Source organism: Pseudomonas sp. HN8-3, assembly GCF_020790195.1.
Lineage (GTDB): Bacteria > Pseudomonadota > Gammaproteobacteria > Pseudomonadales > Pseudomonadaceae > Aquipseudomonas > Aquipseudomonas synxantha_A.
On sequence record NZ_CP086206.1, the window covers coordinates 4,216,740 to 4,237,946 of the forward strand.

Here is a 21,207-nt window from a genome sequence, read left to right on the forward strand (position 1 = left end):
GGAATGAGGGCAATCAAGACGCCTGTAAGATTTGTTACCTACTAGACGTCTGAAATCTGAAAACAGCACTAGTTAAGTCAAAAATGCTGGCACAGTCAAATATATGACGCGCCGTGCGGATTAACTGCGCCCGTTCAACCGAAGAGATGGTAAACCTTTGACGCATTTTTCGCTTGGTTGATCTGCGACATCTCTTCGAAAATCGCCTGGCGCTCGCCGGTCGTGACCTCCAGCAACTGCTGATACACCACCAACAGGCTTTCCAGTTTCTCGCGCAAGGCGCCCTCGTCCACCGGCGCTTCGCTGAGCACCTCATCAATCACCGCGCGGCAACCCAAGTCCAACTCGCCCACGGCTTCCCAATTGCGCTCAGCCAGCGCGCCGAGAAGGGCTTCGCGGGTTTCGTCGATGCGTTGCAGTGCATGGCTCATGATGTGTCCCTCAAGGCGATCGGCCTTATTGTGGAGCGATGGCATCCCAGCCGGTCTTGACGGTGATCAGCAGGCGGGCAACTTCGTCGATTATCTCGGCGTCATTCACCTGGTTGGCCTCGACCAAACGATTGCTCATATAGCCATACAAGGCGTCCAACTGGTGCACTGCCGCCGGATCTTCGGCCTTTTCTGGCTCCAGGCCGTCACGCAGGCCAGAGATAATTTCAATCGCCTTGCCCAGCATCAGCCCTTTCTGGGCAATATCCCCACGGTTCAATGCGCCCTTGGCCTGCGCCATGCGATCAAGGCCTCCTTCCATCAGCATCTGCACCAGGCGGTGCGGGCTGGCTTCGGAGACCTGGGCATGGGAACTGACCTTCTGGTATTGGCGAAGGGCTCTCATCGGGTTCATGTTGCTACCTCGTTACTGGCGACAATCGAATAGGTTTGCTTAACCAGTTTTTCGACCGTGGCGACGAAAACTTTAATTCCCAACCATACGCCAAGGCCCTGAATCAGGGCCTGAAAGCGCGCCGCCCATCAGTTCGATTTCGGATTGTTCAGCGAGTTGAGGGTGGTCAGGATGCTGGAGCTGCTGGCGTTGATCTGCGCGATCATGGTGTCCATGGCCGTGTACTTGGCGGTCAGGGATTTTTGCAAGGCGTCCATACGTCGTGTCAGGTCGGCCGTCTCTTTGGTCAAGTCGGTCAACTTGTTGTTGAGATCCGTCGCCCGGGTTGCCAGGGTGCCGGTGGTGCCCACGTAGCTCTTCGTCGCCTTGTTCATGCGCGTGATCAAACCAGTGTCGCCGGTGAACAGCTTGGCAATATCGCCAGCGCCTTTGACTACCGCCTTGTCCCACGTCTTGTCATCCAGGCTCAGCAGGCCGGTTTTCTGATCGGTGGTGATACCCATCTGGGCCAGGCTGGTCATGGTGCCCGCGCCGGAGCCGCTGACCAGTTCGGAGCGCAGGCTGTTCACCAATTGACGCATTGATGCATCGCCGGTCAACGCACCGGCAGTGGTAGTCGACGCGTCACCGGTTGCAGTAACTTTGGTCTGGGTATTGATGGCGGTCATCAGCGTGTTGTACGCACTGACGAAGGACTGTACCGAGGTTTTCAACGTGTCAGTGTTACTGGCCACGGTAATGGTCGTCGGTTTTTTCACATCAATGGTGTCCAACAGCTCCAACGTGACGCCACTGATCGCCGACGTGATTTTGTTGCTGCTGGATGACATTGCAATGCCGTCGATGGAGTACTTGGCGTTGGTCGGCGGCGTGCCTTTGTCATACCCGCTGGCCAGTTGCGAATCACCGCTGAGGGTGATGTCGGTGCCTTCGCCCATATTGGTCGAGGTCAGTACCAGTCGCGCACCATTGGAGTCGCTCAATACGTTGGCACTGATACCCTGCGACGAGAGCTGGGTATTGATTGACTCTCGCACCTGTTGCAGGGTCGCGCCACCTGGAATCACCACATCGAAGCTTTTACCCGACTGGTTGATGGTCAGCGTTTGGTCTTCGTCTGTAGTGTTGGCCTTGCCCGAGGCACCCTCAGCATTCACCGCAGTGGTAACTTTTGAAGCGGTTGCCAGGTTATCGACTTGCAACACGTACTTGCCACTGGATGCTCCGTCACCCAACGTCACCTTGGCGTTTTTCTCTTCCGAAGAACTTGCCGCCAGCCCATTGAACGCGGAGGGGTTATTCAACTTGGTGATCGCCGCCTGATAGGCCTCCAACGCCGTCTTGATCGAACCAACTGCCGACAACTGGACGGTGGCAGTTTTCTGCTCGTTGGTGATCTGCTGTTGTTTAGGCGCTTGTTCAGCCCCCACCAACGCCTTGACGATAGCTTGCGTGTCGTAGCCCGAACCAGGGCCGGAAATCGTTGAACTAGCCATTTTTCATTCTCCTTGTCCTGCGGCGGCCGTTTTTTTGGCGCTTAAACGCCTAGACCGCAATCAGAAACATGTTTCGTGCCAACTCAAGCCTTGCTATCAAACAACAGGCTGCCGGCATCGCTCAGGTTCTGCGCCAGTTTCAGCGCGGTCTCCGATGGAATCTGTCGAATCACTTCACCACTGTCGGTGGCGATCACCTTGACCACTACCTTGCCGGTAGAGTCATCGATGGAAAAATCCAGGTTGCGCTGTGAAGCCTGCACAAACTCACGCATATCGGTAACAGCCTTCTCCAGCGCCACGCGCTGAGGCTCTTCACTCTTGATCGGCTCATTGCTGGCCACAGGCTTGGCCTGGGTCACCACTGCGCCAAGGTTGGCCGGGGCCGTGCCTGCGGGGTAAGACGAGGTCAGCTTGATGCTCATGTCCATGTCACCACCTCCAAACTGAAAAAACGGAAGGGCACGTCGTCAAACGCACCCTCCCGTTATTTAACCGCTAGCGCTATTACTGAAGCAGCTTCAGTACAGCGGATGGCAGTTGGTTGGCCTGGGACAGGATCGCAGTGGAAGCCTGTTGCAGGGTTTGTTGCTTGGTCAGCTCAGCGGCTTCAGAAGCGAAGTCAGCGTCTTCTACGCGGCCTTTGGCAGCGGAGGAGTTCTGCGAAATGCTCTGCAGGTTGGCCACGGTGCTGGTGAAGCGGTTTTGTACGGCACCCAGCTGCGAACGCTGGCTGTCGATCTGCTGCATGGCATCGTCCAGAGCCTGGGTAGCTTGTTGCGAAGCAGCGGCAGTCAGGATGTTCAGGTCAGAAACGCTGGTTTCCATGGTGACGGCGGTTTTGGTGCCGGCCGCTGCAACAGCGGTCAGACCCAGTGCAGCCAGGCCAGTACCGGCGCTACCATCCTTGATGGTGATGTCTTTGTCAGCGAACAGGTTCAGGGTGCCGTCAGCGTTTTTGCTGGCTTGAACACCGGTGCTGGCGCTGTTGATCGAAGAAACGATCGCGTCAGCGGTGTCACCTTTCTTGAACTTGACTTCAACGCCGTTCACGTCGATGGAGGTGTCAGCGGTCAACTTGGCTTGAGTAGTACCAGCCGACAGACCCAACTGCGTCAGAGAACCACTGGAGGTGTTGGACAGTTTAATGTCTGCGCCATTACCCGAAGTCAGCTTGACACGGCCGTCAGTAAAAGTGGCCGAAGCACCAGCAGCTGCGCCGCCTGCCGCGTTTTCTAGCTTGGTCAGCACAGCTGCCATGGTGTCGTTAGCAGCCCAAGTCACGGCAGTGCCATTAACCGAGACAGCACCGGCAGACTTGAGGTTGTTGTTCGAAGGAACGGTGCCCGCTGCACCCAGATTGAGCTTGGCCAGGCCGTCTGTTGCACCACCGGTTGCCGAGGCACCCAGAACGATGGCATTTTTCGAGGTCAGGCTTACGACGCCCGCAGCATCGGCAGTAGCAGTAACGCCAGTGGTTGCGGTTTGAGCGTTGATGGCGTTCAGTGCAGCGGTAGCTGCTGGAACACCGGCAGCGGCAACACCGAGGGCAATTTCAGTGCCGTTGATGGTGAATGCGTCGGTAGCAACAGTCGCCCCTGCAGCGGCTGTACCAGTTCTTTGGGCGCTATTGCCCAATACGGAACCGGTAGCAGTAGCAGCCAGGCCAGTCATCGCAGCACCGTCGACAGCAGCTTCTTTGTAGTTACCCTTCAGCGCAGTCGAGCTGATGTCGGTCATACCGAACGAGATAGTCTCGTTGGCGTTGGCGCCGATCTGGAAGGCTACGTTGCTGAACGAGCCGTCGAGCAGGTTACGACCACCGAAGGTGGTGGTGCTGGCGATACGGTTCAGCTCGCCCACTTTAGCGGTGAATTCCTGCTGCAGGGAAACACGGTCAGCGTCGCTTTTGTCACCGTTGGACGCTTGCAGGGCGAGTTCACGCAGACGCTGCAGGGTGTTGGTGGATTCTTGCATCGCGCCTTCAGCGGTCTGGGCAATCGACACGCCGTTGTTGGCGTTGGCGATGGCAACGTTCAGGCCTTTGACCTGGTTGTTCAGACGGTTGGCGATCTGCATGCCGGCAGCGTCGTCTTTGGCGCTGTTGATTTTCAGGCCGGAGGACAGACGGTTCATCGACTGGCTCAGGGCGTCGGAAGCTTTGTTCAGGTTCTTCTGGACACCCAGGGAGGTGATGTTGGTGTTTACTGATAATGCCATGACGAAATCCTCGTGGTTTGGATACTGCGGCTTCCGGCCCTGGCGACCGCCGGGTGTGGCCTAGAGAACCTACGTAATAGTTATCGTCGTGGCAGCCGGTTGCTTGAGGATTTTTTTGATTTTTTTTAGTAGCCCTGTGCCAGCCCTTGTATTTCAAGGGCTTATGCAGGCACAGAAGCCCGGTTTCATTGGCTTTTCTGGCGCCAATAAAAAAACGCCGATGATCGAAGGATCATCGGCGTTTTTTATGCAGCGGCTAAAACATCACGGGCGATAGAGAATCGCCGAGCCCCACGACAGGCCCACACCAAACCCGCTGATTGCCACGCGCTTCCAGGTAGCGTCCATCACGTGCTTTTCCAGCAGCAGCGGGATGCTCGACGACACGGTGTTGCCGGTCTCGACCATGTCCTTGATGAACTTGTCCACCGGCGCCTCTTCAAAGCGACGCGCCACGGCATCGACGATGGCCGCACTGCCCTGGTGGATGCAGAACGCATCGATGTCATCGGCCTTGAGGTCCGACTCGGCGAGCAGTTCATGCAAGTGCGCAGGCACTTTCAGCAGTGCGAAATTGAATACCTGGCGGCCGTTCATGAAGAACACGCCGTCGCTGACTTTGAGGTGCGGCGCGCCGGAACCGTCGGTGCCGAACTTGGATTTGCCGAGCAACCACGGCGCATCTTCGCCCATCCAGGTGGCGGTGGCGGCATCGCCGAACAGCATGGTGGTGTTGCGGTCTTCCGGGTCGACGATCTTCGAGTACGGGTCTGCAGTGATCAGCAGGCCGTTTTTCAGGCCGGCGGCTTCCATGAAGCCCTTCATCGCGTAGATGCCGTAGACGTAGCCGGAGCAGCCCAGGGAAATATCGAAGGCGGCAACGTGGGTAGGCAGGCCCAGTTTGTCCTGAACGATGGCGGCGGTATGAGGCAGGCCCTCTTCATCGCCGTTCTGGGTGACGACGATCAGCGCGTCGATGGACTCACGCTTCAATTCGGGGTTGTTGGCAAACAAGGCGTTGACTGCTTCGACGCACAGATCGGAAGTCTCCTGTGCAGCTTCCTTGCGCGGCAGGAACGCCGAGCCGATCTTGCCAATGATGAATTCTTCATCCTTGGCGAACTTGGCACCCTGGGCGTAGTTATCGATCCCGTCCGCCGGCACGTAACTGGCGATGCTTTTTATGCCAATCATTGTGGCTTCCCAATACTAAATAGCTGGAGAACACCCCTCGGGCTATGCCGGAAGTGCTGACAATAAAGGGGATAACCCCATAAAAATCCCGGTGAAAGCCGCCCGATGAAGGCCCTGTGACGACTTATCCTTTTCACACGATACAGTGAAGATGCGCTTTATGACTCACAGGTCACTCAATTTTGCGTGGTTTATGCAAAACGTTTCAACAATTGCGCCACGGAAACGACGACGGCCCAGCCTGTTTCCAGGCTGGGCCGTCGTGCACAGCGCCGATCACATCTTGTTGAACAGGCTCAACTGCGAGATTTTCACAAAGGCCAACTGCGAAGCCTGCAACATGGTCTGCTGCAAGCTCAGGTTGATGGCGGCCTCGGCGAAGTCGACATTGCCCAGGGCATTCATGGTGGTGGTATTGGCCAGGTCCAGGCTGACGTTTTCCTTGGACTGAATATCCAGGCCATTGAGGCGCGCACCCAGGGAACCGCGCGCCTGGTCGATCTGACTGTAGGCATTGGTCAGGTTGCCAATGGACTTGGCCACCACATCCTTGAGCTCCTTTTGCGCCGCCGGGTTGCCGTCTGACGGCGTTTCCAGGATTTTGCGCAAATGGCTCAAGGTGTCGAGGACATTCTCGTTCTTGTTGCTGGTGGCACTGATCGAAAACTGGTCGCCGGCTGCCGGCGCCGGTGCGGTGGTGACATCGAAGGTCACGCCCGCCGCCGTGATTGACGTTGCACCAGCTGCCAGGGTGCCACTGGCAATGGATTTACTGTCTGCGGTATACGGCTGCGCATACAGATCATAGGCACCGGCCGCGCCAAACTTGACGACGACACCCGAGTTGGGAAAGGTGCTGGCGTATGCCGCCGGATCGCTCACCGTGCCGCCGCTCAGTTGCGCAGTGGACGGATTGCTCGGAGTGCGCGAAACACTGAAGGTGTCCGGCTTTACCGACAGGCTGAACTCGCGATCCTTGACGATGGCGTCCGATGGCGCGCCGGGCAGTATGTCTTTGCCCAGTGCGTCCTTGCCCAGGTTCAAGCCGATGTCAAACTTGACCCCGCGCAGATTGATACTCGAACCGCCTTCCTTGGTGGCATCGAAAGTGCCGTTGCCCGGAATCTCCGAGGTGATGTCCTTGCCGGCATTGTCCGTTACGACATATTGGGTGCTGCTGGTGAAGGTCAGCTTGTACGGCTGGCCGTCGGAAAAACTGCTGTTATAGCTGGTGTTGGCCGCGATCAACCCGGCAGACACGGTGACCTTGCCATCATCGATCGCTGGCGGCACGAGGATCGGCGCCGTTTGCGTACGACCTGTATTCGCCGAGCTTTCCAGCATGCTCTTGGCGGTATTGCCCATGGCGACCGACAGGTTCTCAGCCACCTTCAGGCTCAACGGCGTGTCATCGCCCTGGTAGCTATAGGTGCCGTCATTGTTGCGGGTGTAGGGAGGCGTGTCGGTCTTGCTCCCGGAGAACAGGTAATTACCGCTGGCGTCCTTGGTATTGAGCAGGCCCAGGACCTGATCTTCAATGGCGCCGATCTCGGCGGCAGTCGATTTGCGGTCAGCGTCGCTGATACCAACGTTACCCGCCTTCAACGCCAGCTCACTGGCCCGCTGAATCGCGATATTGATGTTTTCCAGCACGCCGTCCTGGGTGGTCAGCGAGTTCTTCAACGTGTCGATATTGCCGTTGAATTGCGCCAGCATATCTTTCTGCTGTTGCAGCATCAGCAACCGCGCCGCCGCTACCGGATCATCCGCGGCGGTTTGCACACGGACACCGGTGCTGGCCTGGTCCTGGGCCTTGACCACGCTGGAATAGTTGCTCTGGTACTTGGCAGAGCTGGTCTCGAAATACTGCTGTGTAGAAATACGCATCGTCCCAGCCTCCCTTAAAGAGCATTCATCAGTGTGGTGAAGGTTTCCTGCGCAGCCTTGATGATCTGCGACGACGCGGTGTAGTACTGCTGGAACTTGATCATGTCGCCGGCTTCGTCATCCAGGTTGACCCCGGACACCGAGTTGCGCGCATCTTTATTGGCGCTCAGCAACGCACCGGTGGCGGCGCTGTCGACCCCGGCCTGGCTGGCCTTGGCGCCGACAGTGGAGACCAGCTTGCTATTGGCCCCCACCAGGCTGGTGCCCCCGTTGCCCTCGCCCATGCCAACGGTGGCCTTGGTTTGCAGGTTCAGCAGTTCCTGGGCGTTTCGGCCATCGGATTTGCCGCCGCTGTTGAAGGCGAAGGTAGTGCTGTCGCCGTCTGCCGGGGAGCCATTGACGGTGGTGTCGAACTTGAAGCTCTTGCCGGGGATGGCTGCACCGCTGGCGTCGCGCATCGGTACGTCGACGGTGATCTTGTTGCCCTGCCCCGGGATGATTGAGCCAGTGCCAATCGGGTTGCCCTTGGAATCGCTGATCGTATACGACTGCGTGCCGTCAGCGGCGGGCTTGCCAAACACCATCTTCACCGGCATCGAGTTTTCAATACCGGCGCGCAACTGTGCGGTGTCGGTGCCGCCATGGATGTCCAGCGGCACCGTCAACGACGGCTGGGTAAATGTGCCTGTGCCGCTGTTGGTCTTGCTGCTGGTACCCGCCAGCGGGCCGGCAAACGCCAGCTTGTTGGCATCGGTGAGCGCTACACCCATACCGCTTGCGCCGGTGGCGGTCGGGCTGACTTTGAAGCTGTCGCCAAACGCCATGGCGCCCTTGCCGTCCAGCGCCAGGGTAAAGCCATCCATGGTCGGCGGCGGTGTGGAGCCCATGTCAAAGGTGCCCATTGCCTTGCCGTCCGAACGCAGTACCGTGACCTTGTTGGGGTCGGTCTTGTCGCTGAAGGTCACGGTGTAGTCAAACGTGGACAACTTACTGCTGTCCTTGATCGTCACATTCAGGTTGCCGGCCCCGGCACTGTTGCCCGAGGCGCCCTGGCTGCGCGAAGCAATGGCGGCGGCACTGTTGATGTCTTTGAACAGCGAAACGCCAAAGTCACCATTGAGGTCCAGGCCTTGGCCCAGTTGGTTATTGATGGTGTCTGCGGTTGCGATGGCGATACGGCCCAGGTCGTTGATAGCGGGCATCAAGGCATCACTGCGATAACGCAACAGGCCGCCGATGCTGCCGCCACTGATGACGCCGCCCAGGTCCATGGTGGTGCCGTTCATGTCCAGCTGAATGGTGTACTGGCTGTTATCGGTTTTGCTCGGCACTGCGGAAATCGTATTGGAGATCCCGCCCTCCACCAGGGACTGGCCGCTGCCGGTGGTCACGCTGAACTGGCCGTTCTTCTCGGTGGCCGTTACGCCGATCAGCTCATTGAGCGAGCGTACCGCCTCGTTACGCGAGTCCAGCAGGTTGGCCGGTGCATTGCCAGACGCGCCTTGCACTTGGGAGATCTGCTTGTTGAGCGAGGCAATCGAGGCGGTCAATTGATTGACCTGCTCACTCATGCTGCTCAGTTGGTTGTTGATAGTCTCTTTCTGCTGGGTCAACTGCGTCGAGATCGCGTTGAAACGGCTGCTCAGGGTCTGGGCGTTGGTCACCAGCAGTTGGCGGGCCGACAGGTCGCTGGGGTTGGACGCTGCAGTTTGCAGGGTAGCGAAGAACGAGCTGAGCACCGATGACAGACCGGTGGTCTTGTCCGACAGCACTTTGTCGACGGCGCCGACCTGATCCAGATACGCCTTGGCATCGTTGTTCAGGGCCGTGCTGTTCTGGTAGGCAGTGTCCAGGTATTCGTTGTACACCCGGCGCACGTCGGCCAGGGTGGTACCAGTGCCGATGAACACACCGCCGAACGGGTTCGACGCGTTGGTATTCTGCGTGGTCTGCTGACGCGAATACCCCGGGGTGTTCACGTTGGCGATGTTGTTACTCAAGACCGACAGCGATCCTTGAGCGGCGTTGAGCCCTGACATCCCGATACTGAGCAAACTCATGGTTCAGACCTTATAAATGTGTGGTTGCGCCAGCGGCAGCGTAGTTCTGGTAACTGTTCATGGTTTTTGCGATCTGCGAAATCTTGCTGGCGTAATCCGGGTCGGTTGCATAACCGGCTTTTTGCAACTCGCGTACAAACTGTTCCGGGTTGTCGGCTGATTTCACAACTTCTTTATAGCGATCATGGCTTTGCAGCAGGGTCACGAGGTCGTGGAAGCTGTCCTGGTAGGAGCTGTAGGAACGGAACTGCGCCGTTTCCTTGACCATCGCCCCATCGCGAAACTCGCTGGTGATCGCACGGGCCTGGCCGCCCTGCCAACTCTGGCCGGCCTTGATGCCGAACAGGTTGTGGCTGCTGCTGCCGTCTTCGGCACGCATGACCGATTTGCCCCAACCGGTTTCCAGCGCTGCCTGGGCCACCAGGTACTTGGGATCGATGCCAATCCGTGCGGCGGCGGCCTTGGCCATCGGCAGCATGGTGGCAACGAATTCGTCCTGGGAGCTGAAGGCTTTCTTCGCCGGTGCCAGCGGTGGCTGGGCAATGGCGCGGCCATACACCTGCATGCGCCCGCTCGGTATGGCAAAGGTGCGCGCACTGCTGTTGATGACGTTGTCATCGGCGGCACTGTTGCGCAGCGGCGCGGCCTTGGCCTCGACCTGGGTACTGGGCACGATGCCGGCAAGCAAACGGTCAGTCAGCTTGCTGGGCAAGGCGATACGGCGCTGGTTCATCAGCTCCATGTCGTTGCTGTGAGACGCAACGGCCCCGGCCTGCGGCTCGGCCACGCGATAGGCCCACAATGGACGCTGCCCATTGGAGCGCCCCAACGGGCCCTCAGCCTGGGTACCGGCAGCAATCTCGGTCGGCACATCGACTTTCCTCACCGGCCCATCCGCTGCCGGGCCTTGCAAGGTGGCGGCCTGGGCCTCCACCGGTTTGTTCTTTTGCATCTGGCGCATCAGCACGTCGGCCAGGCCGATACCACCGCCCTCGCGGGACATCGACACCGCCAGTTGCTGGTCGTACATTTCCTGGTACTGCTTGGCCGCCGGGGTGTTCAACGGGTTGTCCTTGCCCAGGGCATCGGTGGCCGAGCGCATGGACTTGAGCATCTCGTTCAAGAACAGCGATTCGAATTCCTGCGCCACCTTGCGCATGTTGCCTTCGCTGTTCTTGTCATCACCGACCTTCAGCTGGTTAAGCCGATTCAGGTCGGAGTAAGACCCCGAGTCCGCCGTGCTGCTGATGCCGCTCTTGCGCATATCCATGGCCATGGCCTCAGATCACGATCAGGTCGGCTTGCAAGGCGCCGGCCTGTTTCAAAGCTTCGAGGATGGCCATCAAGTCGCCGGGCGCTGCGCCCACCTGGTTCACCGCACGGACAATCTCGTCCAGGGTGGTGCCGGGGCCGAACTTGAACATCGGCTTGGCTTCTTGCTGGGCATTGACCCGCGAGCGCGGGACCACGGCGGTCTGGCCGTTGGACAGCGGGCCCGGCTGGCTGACGATCGGGTCTTCGGTGATGGTCACCGTCAGGCTGCCGTGGGTCACCGCTGCCGGCGAGACCTTGACGTTCTGACCGATCACGATAGTGCCGGTACGCGAGTTGATGATGACTTTTGCCACCGCCTGGCCAGGGTCGACCTCCAGGTTTTCCAGGATCGACAGGTAGTCCACACGCTGGCTGGGGTCCAGTGGTGCGGTGACGCGAATCGAACCGCCGTCGATGGCCTGGGCCACACCTGGGCCGAGCATGTCGTTGATCTTGTCGACCACGCGCTTGGCAGTGGTGAAGTCGGAGCGATTGAGGTTCAGGGTCAGGCTGTTGCCCTGGTTGAAACCGCTCGGCACGGTGCGTTCAACCGTCGCGCCACCGGGAATGCGCCCGGCCGACGGTACGTTGACAGTGATCTTCGAACCATCGCGGCCTTCAGCGTCAAACCCGCCGACCACCAGGTTGCCCTGAGCAATGGCGTAGACGTTGCCGTCGATACCTTTGAGCGGCGTCATCAGCAAGGTGCCGCCACGCAGGCTTTTGGAGTTGCCCATGGACGAAACGGTAATGTCCACCACCTGGCCCGGCTTGGCGAATGGCGGCAAATCGGCACTGATCGACACCGCGGCAACGTTCTTCAATTGCACGTTGCCCGAGCCTGGCGGCACCTTGATACCGAACTGGGACAGCATGTTGTTGAAGGTCTGCAGGGTGAACGGCGTCTGGGTGGTCTGGTCACCCGTGCCATTGAGCCCCACCACCAGGCCATAGCCGATCAACTGGTTGGAGCGCACGCCGGAAATACTGGCGATATCTTTGAGCCGCTCGGCCTGGGCCACAGTGCTCAAGGCCAGCAAGAGCGCCGTCGCCATCAGCTGTTTGAAATTCAAAATGGCCACCTAGAAAGGGAACAGCGGGCTAAGGAAGAAACGATCGAACCAGCCCGGCTGGCTTGCATCAGCAAACGAACCCGTCCCCGAGTAGGTGATGCGCGCATCGGCAATGCGCGTCGACGGCACGGTATTGTCGGTGGAAATATCATCGGCACGGACCATCCCGGCAATGCGCACCAGCTCGTCGCCGGTGTTGAGGGTCATCCACTTTTCACCGCGTATGGCGATGATGCCGTTGGGCAATACGTCGGCCACGGTCACGGTGATCGAACCGGTCAGGCTGTTGCCCTGCCCCGCCGCACTCTTGCCGTTGGTGGCACGGTCGCCGCTGTAGCCGGCGTCCAGGCTCAGGTCACCACCGCCCAGCGGGTTGTTGGTGTTCAGGCCACCGCCGAACAGCGACGTCAGGCCGATGCTGGTCTTGCTGTTCTTGCCGATCTGCGAGTTGGCGTTCTTGCTGGCCTGGGTCTTCTCGTTGAGGGTGATGGTGATGATGTCACCGACCCGGAAGGCCTTGCGGTCGCTGTACAGGTTCTGTTCGAAACCAGCCTGGTAGATCGAGCCGTTATTGGCCGCCGCCGGCAGCGGCGTGCGTGGCAACACCGGCGCGTAGTACGGGTCATTGGGCTTTGGCGTTGGGGCAACACAGCCCGCGAGCACGGCGATCCCACTCAATGCCAAAACGGAAACATAGCGATTCATGACCCTTACCTCATGGTGTTGCAGGCGCCGTCAAGAGCGCCCCATAGACGTGATTACAGATTTTGCGTGACGAACGAGAGCATCTGGTCGGCGGTGGAAATCACCTTGGAGTTCATCTCGTAGGCGCGCTGGGTGGTGATCATGTTGACCATCTCCTCAACGGTGCTGACGTTGGAGGTTTCCAGGGTGCTTTGCAGCGTGGTGCCAAACCCGTTCAGGCCCGGGGTGCCGATTTGCGGCGCGCCGCTGGAGGCAGTTTCCAGGAACAGGTTATTGCCCATCGCTTGCAAGCCGGCCGGGTTGATGAAGTCGGCGGTTTGCAGGTTGCCGATCACTTGCGACGCCGGGTTGCCGGCCACAGTGATAGACACGGTGCCGTCGTTGCCCACGGTAAAGGTCTTGGCATCCGCCGGAACCACCACGGCCGGTTCCAGGGCGAAACCGTTGGCGGTGACGATCTGGCCGTTGGAGTCCAGGTGGAAAGTACCGTCGCGGGTGTATGAGGTAGTCCCATCCGGTTGCAGGATCTGGAAGAAGCCACGGCCATTGATGGCCATGTCCAGCGGCTGGCCGGTTTGCTGCAGGTTACCGGCGCTGAAGTTTTTCTGGGTGCCGACGATCTGCACACCAGTACCCAATTGCAGGCCCGACGGCAATTCGCTGTCCTGGGTCGATTGGGCACCTGGCTGCTTCTTGATCTGATAGAGCAGGTCCTGGAACTCGGCGCGATCACGTTTGAAGCCCGTGGTCGACACGTTCGCCAGGTTGTTGGAAATGGTCGTCAGGTTGGTGTCCTGGGCGGACAGGCCTGTCTTGGCAACCCATAGAGCCGGAAGCATGCTGTTCTCCTTCGTGCGCCGGGTGGTGGGCGCTACGTTGCAAATTAGTTAATGGGCTTGAATCAGCTCATCTGCATGACGCGCGTCATGGCCTGGTCGTCTTCTTTAGCGCTGTTCATCATCTTGATGTGCAGCTCGAACTGCTTGGAAAGCGCCAGCACCGCGGTCATTTCTTCCACGGCATTGACGTTGCTCGCCTGCAGGAAGCCCGAAGTCAGCTTGACGTTCGCATCGGCCTGGGCTGGCTGGCCATCCTTGGTGTGGATGGTGCCGTCCAGGCCTTTGGTCATGTTCTTGAGGTCGGGCTGGACCATCTTGATCCGGTCCACTTCCGCCATCACCCGCGGGCCTTCGCCCATGGCGCGGATGCTGATGGTGCCGTCGGCACCGACTTCGATTTTCTGCTGGGGCGGCACGGCAATCGGGCCACCGTTACCCATGATCGGCATACCATTGCCGGCACGCAGCACCCCCAGCGCATCCACGTTCATGCTCGCGCTGCGTACGTAGGCTTCGCCGCCATCGGGGGTTTGCACGGCCATCCAGCCGTCGCCGCTGACGGCCACATCCAGGTCGCGACCGGTTTCGATCATCGCGCCCGGGGAGAAGTCAGTGGCCGGCCGCTCGGTCATGGCAAATGCCCGCGCCGGAAAGCTGTCACCGAACACCGGCATCGAACGCGCCTGCTCCAGGTCGCGCTGGAAACCGTTGGTGGAAATGTTCGCCAGGTTGTTGGCATGGGCCTTCTGCGCCAGTGCATTCTGGCTGGCGCCGGTCATTGCCACATAAAGGTACTTGTCCACGCTCTTTCCTCTTTCTGACGGACGCTTGCCGCCCACCGCTGTACTGAGGAGGCTTAAGCAATTTGCGAACCAACTTTAAAAAAAACGAAGGAGCCCCCTGAATACGGGGGGTTGAGGGCTGGAGCGTCGAGCAGACCCACTCTCAAGAGTCGAAAAAACGGCGGACTTATGCCGCTTGCGGCAAGACCTGACGCCCGAAGCCTTCCCCATGCCTGAATTACGCCGGTGCGTCGCCATTTCAGCTTCCTGGGCCGCTCTTATCGAGGGAAATGTTGCGATGGGTTATTAATACACACGCGGTGACTACCAGACTTATTATTTCAAATTCACGTACAGCGAGTGAAACCCATCTTTATCAGGCGCTTGAGCATTTAGTTAATACATGTTTTTACGCTTGCTTTCTCGGACATCTCACGACACTTACACCAAATTAAAACGTCTCGACACACGCTTACAATTACTAAACAACGACAACTTGAACACACCCTACTGCGTGCGTAAATTCTGCCCATCGCAACATCACCACCCCGAGTATTTAAAGTTGCGTGTTTGCGACACACCTATCACTAACTACAGGATCAGTATCATGTCCACTACTTCACAAGTACCCACCCTGCCTTTCAGTGTTCCTTACTTCCCTACAAGAGCGGGTGGCAGACCGGACCATGATGTATACCGACCTAACTACCCATCGGCCGCGCCCCATTATCACGCGTGCACCCACGAGCACAGGGCCGATGTTTCAGACTATCGTCCTGACCGATACTTTCCAGAGATGCACCGTGCCAGGGACTATTACCCCGACCGACGCATCTCGGACATGCAACCAGACTGGGACTATCGCCCTGGCCGGGATTTGCCGCAAATGCGTCGCGACTGGGACTACCTTCCCGAGCGGCGCGTACCAGACATGCGCCGTGACTGGAGCTACCCTACTGACAGGTATGCTGATCAGCGGCCAAGTTATCTTGTCTCTCCAAGGCTCGCAGACGAATTCGCACCAATAAATCAACATTGGAACCCGGCCGTAAAGGCGCTGGATAAACTTATCGACACACTGCCACAGGCCATGATCCGTATGGACATGGATATCACCACCAAGGATCTGCTTGGCGGCAAATATGGGCCACTCTCCCCCAGTATTACCAAGGAACTGGGGAAACTGGATGAACATAGGGACTACCGGATGGTGACTCAGTTTAACGGATACGCATTGACCTACCTCTGGGCACCCGTCGACGGTGGCAGGCCTGTATTTATTGAACAGCCAGAAAACGGCTATATGACGCCAACGAGCGGTACGGATTTATTAAAGCTGTTGAATTCTAATTCCGAAGCCCAACAATTCAAGGATTACGGCGTAACTGCCAAGGACCTGAAAAACGGCAAGTACGGAAAACTCTCTCCCGAGATTCAAAAAAGTTTGAGCAACTTGGAACATGACAAGAACTACAGCCTGATTGAGCTCTTTAAAATTGACAACGAAAACACAACGCTGGCCTGGAGGGACAAAAGTACAGGCAAGATTGAAGAAATAGGCCAGTACAACATTGTCTACGGCTGACACACTGGACAGTTGTCAGATCGGACACTGCGTTCACAAGACGCAGTGTCCAGCATCGCGATACCCTTACTTGATCACCTTATAGTCGCGCAACTTATTCGCAATGGTGGTGTGCGATACACCCAAGCGCTTACCCAGTTGCCGGCTGCTTGGGTGCTCGGCGTACAGGCTTTCCAACACGGCCTTTTCGAACCGCCCCACGATATCCTCCAAACCGCCTTCCAACGAAAAATCCCCAAGCGGCTGACGCACGCCGTAATCCGGCAGACGAATATGCTCGACCTTGACCGTGCCGCCCTCACACAACGATACCGCCTGAAACAACACGTTTTCCAACTGCCGCACATTGCCTGGCCAGTGGTAGTGGCTAAGACGCTCCATGGCAGCGGGCGCCAACTTGGGCAGCGGGCAACCGATCTGCCGACTGGCTTGGTCAAGAAAATGCTCGACCAAGGGCGCCAGGCCGTCCAGGCATTCACGCAAGGGTGGAATGTGCAGCGACAGCACGTTCAGTCGGTGATAGAGATCCTGGCGAAACTCACCCCGGGCGCAGAGTTCCGACAAGTCCACCTGGGTCGCACAGATCACCCGCACATCCAGATACACCTCTTCATCACTGCCGACCCGACGGAAACACCCATCCTGCAAGAAGCGCAGCAACTTCACCTGCAATCTCGCGCTCATTTCACCAACGCCATCAAGAAACAAGGTACCGCCCGCCGTCAACTCCAGCAGCCCGAGCTTGCCCTCCGCTCGCGCCCCCTCAAAAGCACCGGGGCCGTAGCCGAATAGTTCAGTCTCAGCCATCGACTCGGGCAACCCCGCACAATTGAGGGCCATCAAAGGCGACTGCCCTCGCGGGCTGGCCAGGTGACACGCACGGGCCAGCAGTTCTTTGCCGGTGCCGGTTTCGCCTTCTATTAATAGCGGCGCATCCAGCGGTGCCATGCGCCGTGCTTCGCGGACCACCGCAGCCATCACTTTGGAGCTTTGAAAGATGCTGTCAAAGCCGCGCAGCTCTTGCTTGCGCACGTTGTAGATGCGCTCACCCACACGGTCAGCGCGATGCAAGGTCAGCACGGCACCGGCCATGGCCTCACTGTCGTCATGCTCGCTGGATTGCAGTGGGGCGATATCCGCCAAAAACACGTCACCTTTGACCTTGACCCGCAAGCCGTTGATCCGCGATTTGCTGGCACGCACCAGTTCCGGCAAATCGAAGTCCTCGGCATAGCGCGACAGTGGAATACCCGGCACCTCATCCACCCGCACACCGAGTAACTGTGCCGCTGCACGATTGGCAGCGACGATAGAACCGCCCATGTCGATGGACAGCACCGGAAATTCAAGGGCGCCGAGCAGCGCATTGAGTTCCATATGCCGCCGCTCGCTCGGCATCAGCCCCACCCTTTTGACGCCGAATACGCCGGCAATCGCCTCGAACTGCGGGCGCAATGCCTGGAATTGCATGTTCACCAGGTTCGGGCAAAACAGGTAGATGGCATTGCCATGCTCACCGCCGACCTCGCCCTTGGCGACGTTGACGCCGTACTCCACCAACAGGTTGAGGATGTCCCGCAGGATGCCGATGCGGTTCTGGCAGTGCACTTTGATACGCATGGAAAGGCTCGAAAAGTAGGGAGGCACCGCGTCTTTTTGCCGCTGGGCGCAGATAGTCGTCAAGATTATGTGACAGCGCGTCACCTTTTCACAGCCCAAGACACAGATAAGGCCTACACCCGTAACGAATACTTTACGAAAACGGGTAGTTTTTCCTACGCACCCAGGCAAGACCGCGATGGAATCCGGCGCTGTTCGGGTTATCAATAGGTGCATCGCAGGACATAACAAGAACGAATGCCTAGCAGGAGAGCCGTATGAAGCAGACGCACTACGTGGCCCGCGAGCCCGATGCGCAAGGTTTTATCCATTACCCGCCAGAAGAACACGCGGTATGGAACACGCTGATCACTCGCCAACTCAAAGTGATCGAAGGCCGTGCCTGCCAGGAATACCTGGACGGCATCGACAAGCTCGGCCTGCCGTTGGATCGCATCCCCCAGTTGGGCGAAATCAACAAGGTGCTGGCCGAAACCACCGGCTGGCAAGTCGCGCGTGTACCCGCACTGATTCCCTTCCAGACCTTTTTTGAATTGCTCGCCAGCAAGCAATTTCCGGTGGCGACCTTTATTCGTACCCGTGAAGAGCTGGACTACCTGCAAGAACCGGATATTTTCCACGAGATATTTGGCCACTGCCCGCTGCTGACCAACCCGTGGTTCGCCGAATTCACCCACACCTACGGCAAGCTCGGCCTGGCGGCCACCAAGGAGCAACGGGTGTACCTGGCGCGCCTGTACTGGATGACCATCGAGTTCGGCCTGGTGGACACGCCCCAAGGGCGCCGCATCTACGGTGGCGGCATTCTGTCTTCGCCTAAAGAAAGCGTGTATTGCTTGTCGGATGAGCCCGAGCACCAAGCCTTCGATCCGCTGGAAGCGATGCGCACCCCTTATCGTATCGACATCCTGCAACCGCTGTACTTCGTATTGCCCGAACTCAAGCGCCTGTTCGACGTGGCGCAGGAAGACATCATGGGCATGGTCGAGCGCGGTATGGAATTGGGCTTGCACGCACCGAAATTCCCGCCAAAGCCCAAGGCTGCTTGAGCTGTGCCTTTTTAGGCCAGGTGAGTCTGTTCCCTGGCCGCGCGTTGCTTTAGGGTAACGCCACTGACCTTCAAACATTCGAATTCAGGACACCTCCCATGACCACCTTGAACCAAGCCCACTGCGAAGCCTGCCGCGCCGATGCCCCGCAAGTCAGCGATGAAGAACTGCCGGTGCTGCTCAAGCAGATCCCTGACTGGAACATCGAAGTGCGCGACGGCGTCATGCAGCTGGAAAAGGTCTTCCTGTTCAAGAACTTCAAGTTCGCCATGGCCTTCACCAACGCCATGGGTGAAATCTCCGAAGCCGAAGGCCATCACCCTGGCCTGCTCACCGAATGGGGCAAAGTCACCGTGACCTGGTGGAGCCACTCCATCAAGGGCCTGCACCGCAACGACTTCATCATGGCTGCGCGCACCGACGAAGTGGCCAAGACTGCCGAGGGCCGCAAGTAATGCACTTCGATGCGATTGGCCGCGTGCCCGGTGACCCGATCCTCGGGCTGATGGACCTGTATGCCCAGGATGCCAACCCGAACAAGTTCGACCTGGGCGTGGGCGTGTATAAGGACGACCAGGGCCTGACGCCGATTCCCCACTCGGTGAAGCTGGCGGAACAGCGCCTGGTTGATACCCAGGTGACCAAGACCTACATCGGTGGCCATGGTGACGCGGCTTTCGGCCCCCTGATCAGTGAGCTGGTGCTCGGTGCCGATTCGGCCTTGTTGCGCGAACGCCGCGCCGGCGCCACCCAGACCCCAGGCGGTACCGGCGCCCTGCGCCTGAGCGCTGACTTTATCGCCCAGAGCCTGCCTGGCCGTGGCGTGTGGTTGAGCAACCCGACCTGGCCAATCCACGAGACCATTTTTGCCAAGGCCGGGCTTAAGGTCAGTCACTACCCTTACGTAGGCAGCGACAATCGCCTGGATGTGGCGGCGATGCTTGCGACCCTGTCCACGGTACCCAAGGGTGACGTGGTGCTGCTGCATGCCTGCTGCCATAACCCGACCGGCTTCGACCTGACCCAGGATGACTGGCGCCAGGTGTTGCAGATTGTGCGGGAACGCCAGTTGCTGCCGCTGATCGACTTTGCTTACCAGGGCTTTGGTGATGGCCTGGAGCAGGACGCGTGGGCGGTGCGCCTGTTTGCAGCCGAGTTGCCGGAAGTGCTGGTCACCAGTTCCTGCTCGAAGAACTTCGGTCTGTATCGCGACCGGGTCGGCGCACTGATCCTGTGTGCTGCGGATGCCGAAAAGCTCACCGATGTGCGCAGCCAACTGGCGAATATCGCCCGCAACCTGTGGTCGACGCCGCCGGATCATGGCGCTGCCGTGGTGGCGACCATCCTCGGTGATACCGAGCTGAAAAAACTGTGGAGCGAGGAAGTCGAGGCCATGCGCTCGCGGATCGCGCACTTGCGCTCCGGGTTGGTGGAAGCCTTGAAGCCCCATGGCTTGGCCGAGAAGTTTGCCCATATCGGCGCGCAGCGCGGGATGTTTTCCTATACCGGTTTGAGTGCCGAGCAGGTCAAGCAACTGCGCGAGGAGCACAGCGTGTATATGGTCAGTTCAGGCCGGGCCAACGTGGCCGGGGTGGATGCGACACGTTTGACGCTGCTGGCCCAAGCTATCGCCGACGTTTCCAACTGAAAACTGCGGGATCAAAAATGTGAGAGGGGGCACGCCCCCTCCCACATTTTTACCGAGGCGAGGCTTTTAGCCAGCGACCATTTCAGCCTTGAGCTGCGCCTCCCTGGCCTGGACGTCCGCCAACCGATACAACTCGATATGCCCATCCCAGTGCTCGATCAGCGCGGTGCACGATTCCACCCAATCCCCGCAATTGAGGTAATCCACCTCGCCCACTTTGCGAATCTCGGCATGGTGGATATGCCCGCACACCACCCCATGCAGTTCGCGCCTGGTGACTTCGTGGGCAATCGCTTCTTCGAAATCGCTGATAAAGCTCACGGCGGTTTTCACCTTGTGTTTCAGGTACGCCGACAGCGACCAGTAGCCATAACCGTAGCGCGCGCGCCAATGGTTGAGCCAGCGGTTAAGCGTGAGGGTGAATTCGTAGGCCGAGTCGCCGAGGAACGCCAGCCAACGGTGATAACGGGTGATCACATCGAACTGGTCGCCATGGATCACCAATAGATGCCGACCGTCGGCGGTCACATGCACTGCCTCATCGACCAACTGGATATTGCCCAGGATCAGCTTGGAATAGCGTCGTAAAAATTCATCATGGTTGCCAGTGACGTAGATCACCTCGGTGCCGCGCTTGGCCATGGTCAGCAGTCGACGGATCACATTGGTGTGGGCCTGGGGCCAATACATGCCGCCACGCATTTTCCAACCATCGATAATATCGCCCACCAGGTAGACCTTGTCGGCGTGGTAGCCCTTGAGAAACTGCGACAAGTGCTCGGCCTGGCAATCCCGGGTGCCTAGATGCACGTCGGAAATCCACAGGGTTCGCACCCGTTGCTTGCGGCTGGGCTGGGTGAACTCGGCATGGGTCATGGGCATCCCTCGA

19 protein-coding genes are annotated in these 21,207 nt (G+C 58.7%); 4 read left to right on the forward strand and 15 right to left on the reverse strand.

The features are described 5' to 3' along the window. Nucleotides 1–134 precede the first annotated feature (134 nt). The 13 genes from LJX92_RS18660 to LJX92_RS18720 all read right to left on the reverse strand — a co-directional run bounded on the left by LJX92_RS18660 (nucleotide 135) and on the right by LJX92_RS18720 (nucleotide 14,437). Nucleotides 135–431, reverse strand: coding sequence for a hypothetical protein (locus LJX92_RS18660; RefSeq protein WP_014719354.1), 297 nt, complete (start codon nucleotides 429–431; stop codon nucleotides 135–137). A gap of 25 nt (nucleotides 432–456) precedes the next feature. Beyond that, on the reverse strand, nucleotides 457–846 hold the full coding sequence (gene fliS, locus LJX92_RS18665) for a flagellar export chaperone FliS (protein WP_005790090.1): 390 nt from the start codon (nucleotides 844–846) through the stop codon (nucleotides 457–459). Nucleotides 847–974: 128 nt separating this feature from the next. Then, nucleotides 975–2,342, reverse strand: coding sequence for a flagellar filament capping protein FliD (fliD, locus tag LJX92_RS18670; RefSeq protein WP_005790092.1), 1,368 nt, complete (start codon nucleotides 2,340–2,342; stop codon nucleotides 975–977). An 83-nt stretch (nucleotides 2,343–2,425) separates the two neighbouring features. Continuing rightward, complete coding sequence (locus LJX92_RS18675) at nucleotides 2,426–2,773, reverse strand: flagellar protein FlaG (RefSeq protein WP_032880057.1); 348 nt, start codon at nucleotides 2,771–2,773, stop codon at nucleotides 2,426–2,428. Between the two features lie 76 nt (nucleotides 2,774–2,849). Further along, nucleotides 2,850–4,562, reverse strand: coding sequence for a flagellin (locus LJX92_RS18680; RefSeq protein ID WP_103733682.1), 1,713 nt, complete (start codon nucleotides 4,560–4,562; stop codon nucleotides 2,850–2,852). A 264-nt stretch (nucleotides 4,563–4,826) separates the two neighbouring features. Continuing rightward, nucleotides 4,827–5,756, reverse strand: a complete 930-nt coding sequence (locus LJX92_RS18685) for a ketoacyl-ACP synthase III (protein ID WP_005790096.1) — start codon at nucleotides 5,754–5,756, stop codon at nucleotides 4,827–4,829. A gap of 276 nt (nucleotides 5,757–6,032) precedes the next feature. Next, entirely contained in the window at nucleotides 6,033–7,643 is a 1,611-nt protein-coding gene (locus LJX92_RS18690; protein ID WP_078821976.1) for a flagellar hook-associated protein 3, read from the reverse strand. Nucleotides 7,644–7,657: 14 nt separating this feature from the next. After that, complete coding sequence (gene flgK / locus LJX92_RS18695; RefSeq protein ID WP_005790099.1) at nucleotides 7,658–9,703, reverse strand: flagellar hook-associated protein FlgK; 2,046 nt, start codon at nucleotides 9,701–9,703, stop codon at nucleotides 7,658–7,660. A 10-nt stretch (nucleotides 9,704–9,713) separates the two neighbouring features. After that, nucleotides 9,714–10,979, reverse strand: a complete 1,266-nt coding sequence (gene flgJ / locus LJX92_RS18700; protein ID WP_103733680.1) for a flagellar assembly peptidoglycan hydrolase FlgJ — start codon at nucleotides 10,977–10,979, stop codon at nucleotides 9,714–9,716. A gap of 4 nt (nucleotides 10,980–10,983) precedes the next feature. Beyond that, nucleotides 10,984–12,093 carry a flagellar basal body P-ring protein FlgI gene (locus LJX92_RS18705; RefSeq protein WP_371920236.1) on the reverse strand — a complete coding sequence of 370 codons (1,110 nt, stop codon included), beginning with the start codon at nucleotides 12,091–12,093 and terminating at the stop codon, nucleotides 10,984–10,986. A gap of 6 nt (nucleotides 12,094–12,099) precedes the next feature. After that, a complete protein-coding gene (gene flgH, locus LJX92_RS18710) occupies nucleotides 12,100–12,795 on the reverse strand; it encodes a flagellar basal body L-ring protein FlgH (RefSeq protein WP_005790104.1) in 696 nt (231 codons plus the stop codon). Between the two features lie 53 nt (nucleotides 12,796–12,848). Continuing rightward, the gene (flgG, locus tag LJX92_RS18715) at nucleotides 12,849–13,634 is read right to left on the reverse strand and encodes a flagellar basal-body rod protein FlgG (RefSeq protein ID WP_005790105.1); all 786 of its coding nucleotides are present in this window, start codon (nucleotides 13,632–13,634) and stop codon (nucleotides 12,849–12,851) included. A gap of 62 nt (nucleotides 13,635–13,696) precedes the next feature. After that, complete coding sequence (locus LJX92_RS18720) at nucleotides 13,697–14,437, reverse strand: flagellar basal body rod protein FlgF (protein WP_032880052.1); 741 nt, start codon at nucleotides 14,435–14,437, stop codon at nucleotides 13,697–13,699. Between the two features lie 586 nt (nucleotides 14,438–15,023). Between LJX92_RS18720 and LJX92_RS18725 the strand changes: the two genes are divergently transcribed. After that, nucleotides 15,024–16,001: a hypothetical protein gene (locus LJX92_RS18725; RefSeq protein ID WP_228308796.1), complete on the forward strand. Its 978-nt coding sequence runs from the start codon at nucleotides 15,024–15,026 to the stop codon at nucleotides 15,999–16,001. Nucleotides 16,002–16,067: 66 nt separating this feature from the next. Here the strand turns inward: LJX92_RS18725 and LJX92_RS18730 are convergent, their stop codons facing one another. Next, complete coding sequence (locus LJX92_RS18730; protein WP_005790109.1) at nucleotides 16,068–17,621, reverse strand: sigma-54-dependent phenylalanine hydroxylase transcriptional regulator PhhR; 1,554 nt, start codon at nucleotides 17,619–17,621, stop codon at nucleotides 16,068–16,070. Between the two features lie 257 nt (nucleotides 17,622–17,878). Here LJX92_RS18730 and phhA point away from each other — a divergent pair, with 257 nt between their 5' ends. The 3 genes from phhA to LJX92_RS18745 all read left to right on the forward strand — a co-directional run bounded on the left by phhA (nucleotide 17,879) and on the right by LJX92_RS18745 (nucleotide 20,318). Then, on the forward strand, nucleotides 17,879–18,670 hold the full coding sequence (phhA, locus tag LJX92_RS18735) for a phenylalanine 4-monooxygenase (RefSeq protein WP_043049667.1): 792 nt from the start codon (nucleotides 17,879–17,881) through the stop codon (nucleotides 18,668–18,670). Between the two features lie 98 nt (nucleotides 18,671–18,768). After that, nucleotides 18,769–19,125, forward strand: coding sequence for a 4a-hydroxytetrahydrobiopterin dehydratase (locus LJX92_RS18740; protein ID WP_228308797.1), 357 nt, complete (start codon nucleotides 18,769–18,771; stop codon nucleotides 19,123–19,125). Beyond that, nucleotides 19,125–20,318, forward strand: a complete 1,194-nt coding sequence (locus LJX92_RS18745) for an amino acid aminotransferase (protein WP_228308798.1) — start codon at nucleotides 19,125–19,127, stop codon at nucleotides 20,316–20,318. The genes LJX92_RS18740 and LJX92_RS18745 overlap by 1 nt, the downstream gene beginning before the upstream one ends. Before the next feature lie 66 nt (nucleotides 20,319–20,384). Here the strand turns inward: LJX92_RS18745 and LJX92_RS18750 are convergent, their stop codons facing one another. Then, on the reverse strand, nucleotides 20,385–21,194 hold the full coding sequence (locus tag LJX92_RS18750; RefSeq protein WP_228308799.1) for a UDP-2,3-diacylglucosamine diphosphatase: 810 nt from the start codon (nucleotides 21,192–21,194) through the stop codon (nucleotides 20,385–20,387). Nucleotides 21,195–21,207 lie beyond the last annotated feature (13 nt).

Excerpts from the sequence above, each read along its gene's own strand:
- LJX92_RS18660 (WP_014719354.1), bottom strand. The coding sequence starts at position 431 with ATGAGCCATGCACTGCAACGCATCGACGAAACCCGCGAAGCCCTTCTC.
- fliS (WP_005790090.1), bottom strand. The coding sequence starts at position 846 with ATGAACCCGATGAGAGCCCTTCGCCAATACCAGAAGGTCAGTTCCCAT.
- fliD (WP_005790092.1), bottom strand. The coding sequence starts at position 2,342 with ATGGCTAGTTCAACGATTTCCGGCCCTGGTTCGGGCTACGACACGCAA.
- LJX92_RS18675 (WP_032880057.1), bottom strand. The coding sequence starts at position 2,773 with ATGGACATGAGCATCAAGCTGACCTCGTCTTACCCCGCAGGCACGGCC.
- LJX92_RS18680 (WP_103733682.1), bottom strand. The coding sequence starts at position 4,562 with ATGGCATTATCAGTAAACACCAACATCACCTCCCTGGGTGTCCAGAAG.
- LJX92_RS18685 (WP_005790096.1), bottom strand. The coding sequence starts at position 5,756 with ATGATTGGCATAAAAAGCATCGCCAGTTACGTGCCGGCGGACGGGATC.
- LJX92_RS18690 (WP_078821976.1), bottom strand. The coding sequence starts at position 7,643 with ATGCGTATTTCTACACAGCAGTATTTCGAGACCAGCTCTGCCAAGTAC.
- flgK (WP_005790099.1), bottom strand. The coding sequence starts at position 9,703 with ATGAGTTTGCTCAGTATCGGGATGTCAGGGCTCAACGCCGCTCAAGGA.
- flgJ (WP_103733680.1), bottom strand. The coding sequence starts at position 10,979 with ATGGCCATGGATATGCGCAAGAGCGGCATCAGCAGCACGGCGGACTCG.
- flgH (WP_005790104.1), bottom strand. The coding sequence starts at position 12,795 with ATGAATCGCTATGTTTCCGTTTTGGCATTGAGTGGGATCGCCGTGCTC.
- flgG (WP_005790105.1), bottom strand. The coding sequence starts at position 13,634 with ATGCTTCCGGCTCTATGGGTTGCCAAGACAGGCCTGTCCGCCCAGGAC.
- LJX92_RS18725 (WP_228308796.1), top strand. The coding sequence starts at position 15,024 with ATGTCCACTACTTCACAAGTACCCACCCTGCCTTTCAGTGTTCCTTAC.
- LJX92_RS18730 (WP_005790109.1), bottom strand. The coding sequence starts at position 17,621 with ATGCGTATCAAAGTGCACTGCCAGAACCGCATCGGCATCCTGCGGGAC.
- phhA (WP_043049667.1), top strand. The coding sequence starts at position 17,879 with ATGAAGCAGACGCACTACGTGGCCCGCGAGCCCGATGCGCAAGGTTTT.
- LJX92_RS18740 (WP_228308797.1), top strand. The coding sequence starts at position 18,769 with ATGACCACCTTGAACCAAGCCCACTGCGAAGCCTGCCGCGCCGATGCC.
- LJX92_RS18745 (WP_228308798.1), top strand. The coding sequence starts at position 19,125 with ATGCACTTCGATGCGATTGGCCGCGTGCCCGGTGACCCGATCCTCGGG.
- LJX92_RS18750 (WP_228308799.1), bottom strand. The coding sequence starts at position 21,194 with ATGACCCATGCCGAGTTCACCCAGCCCAGCCGCAAGCAACGGGTGCGA.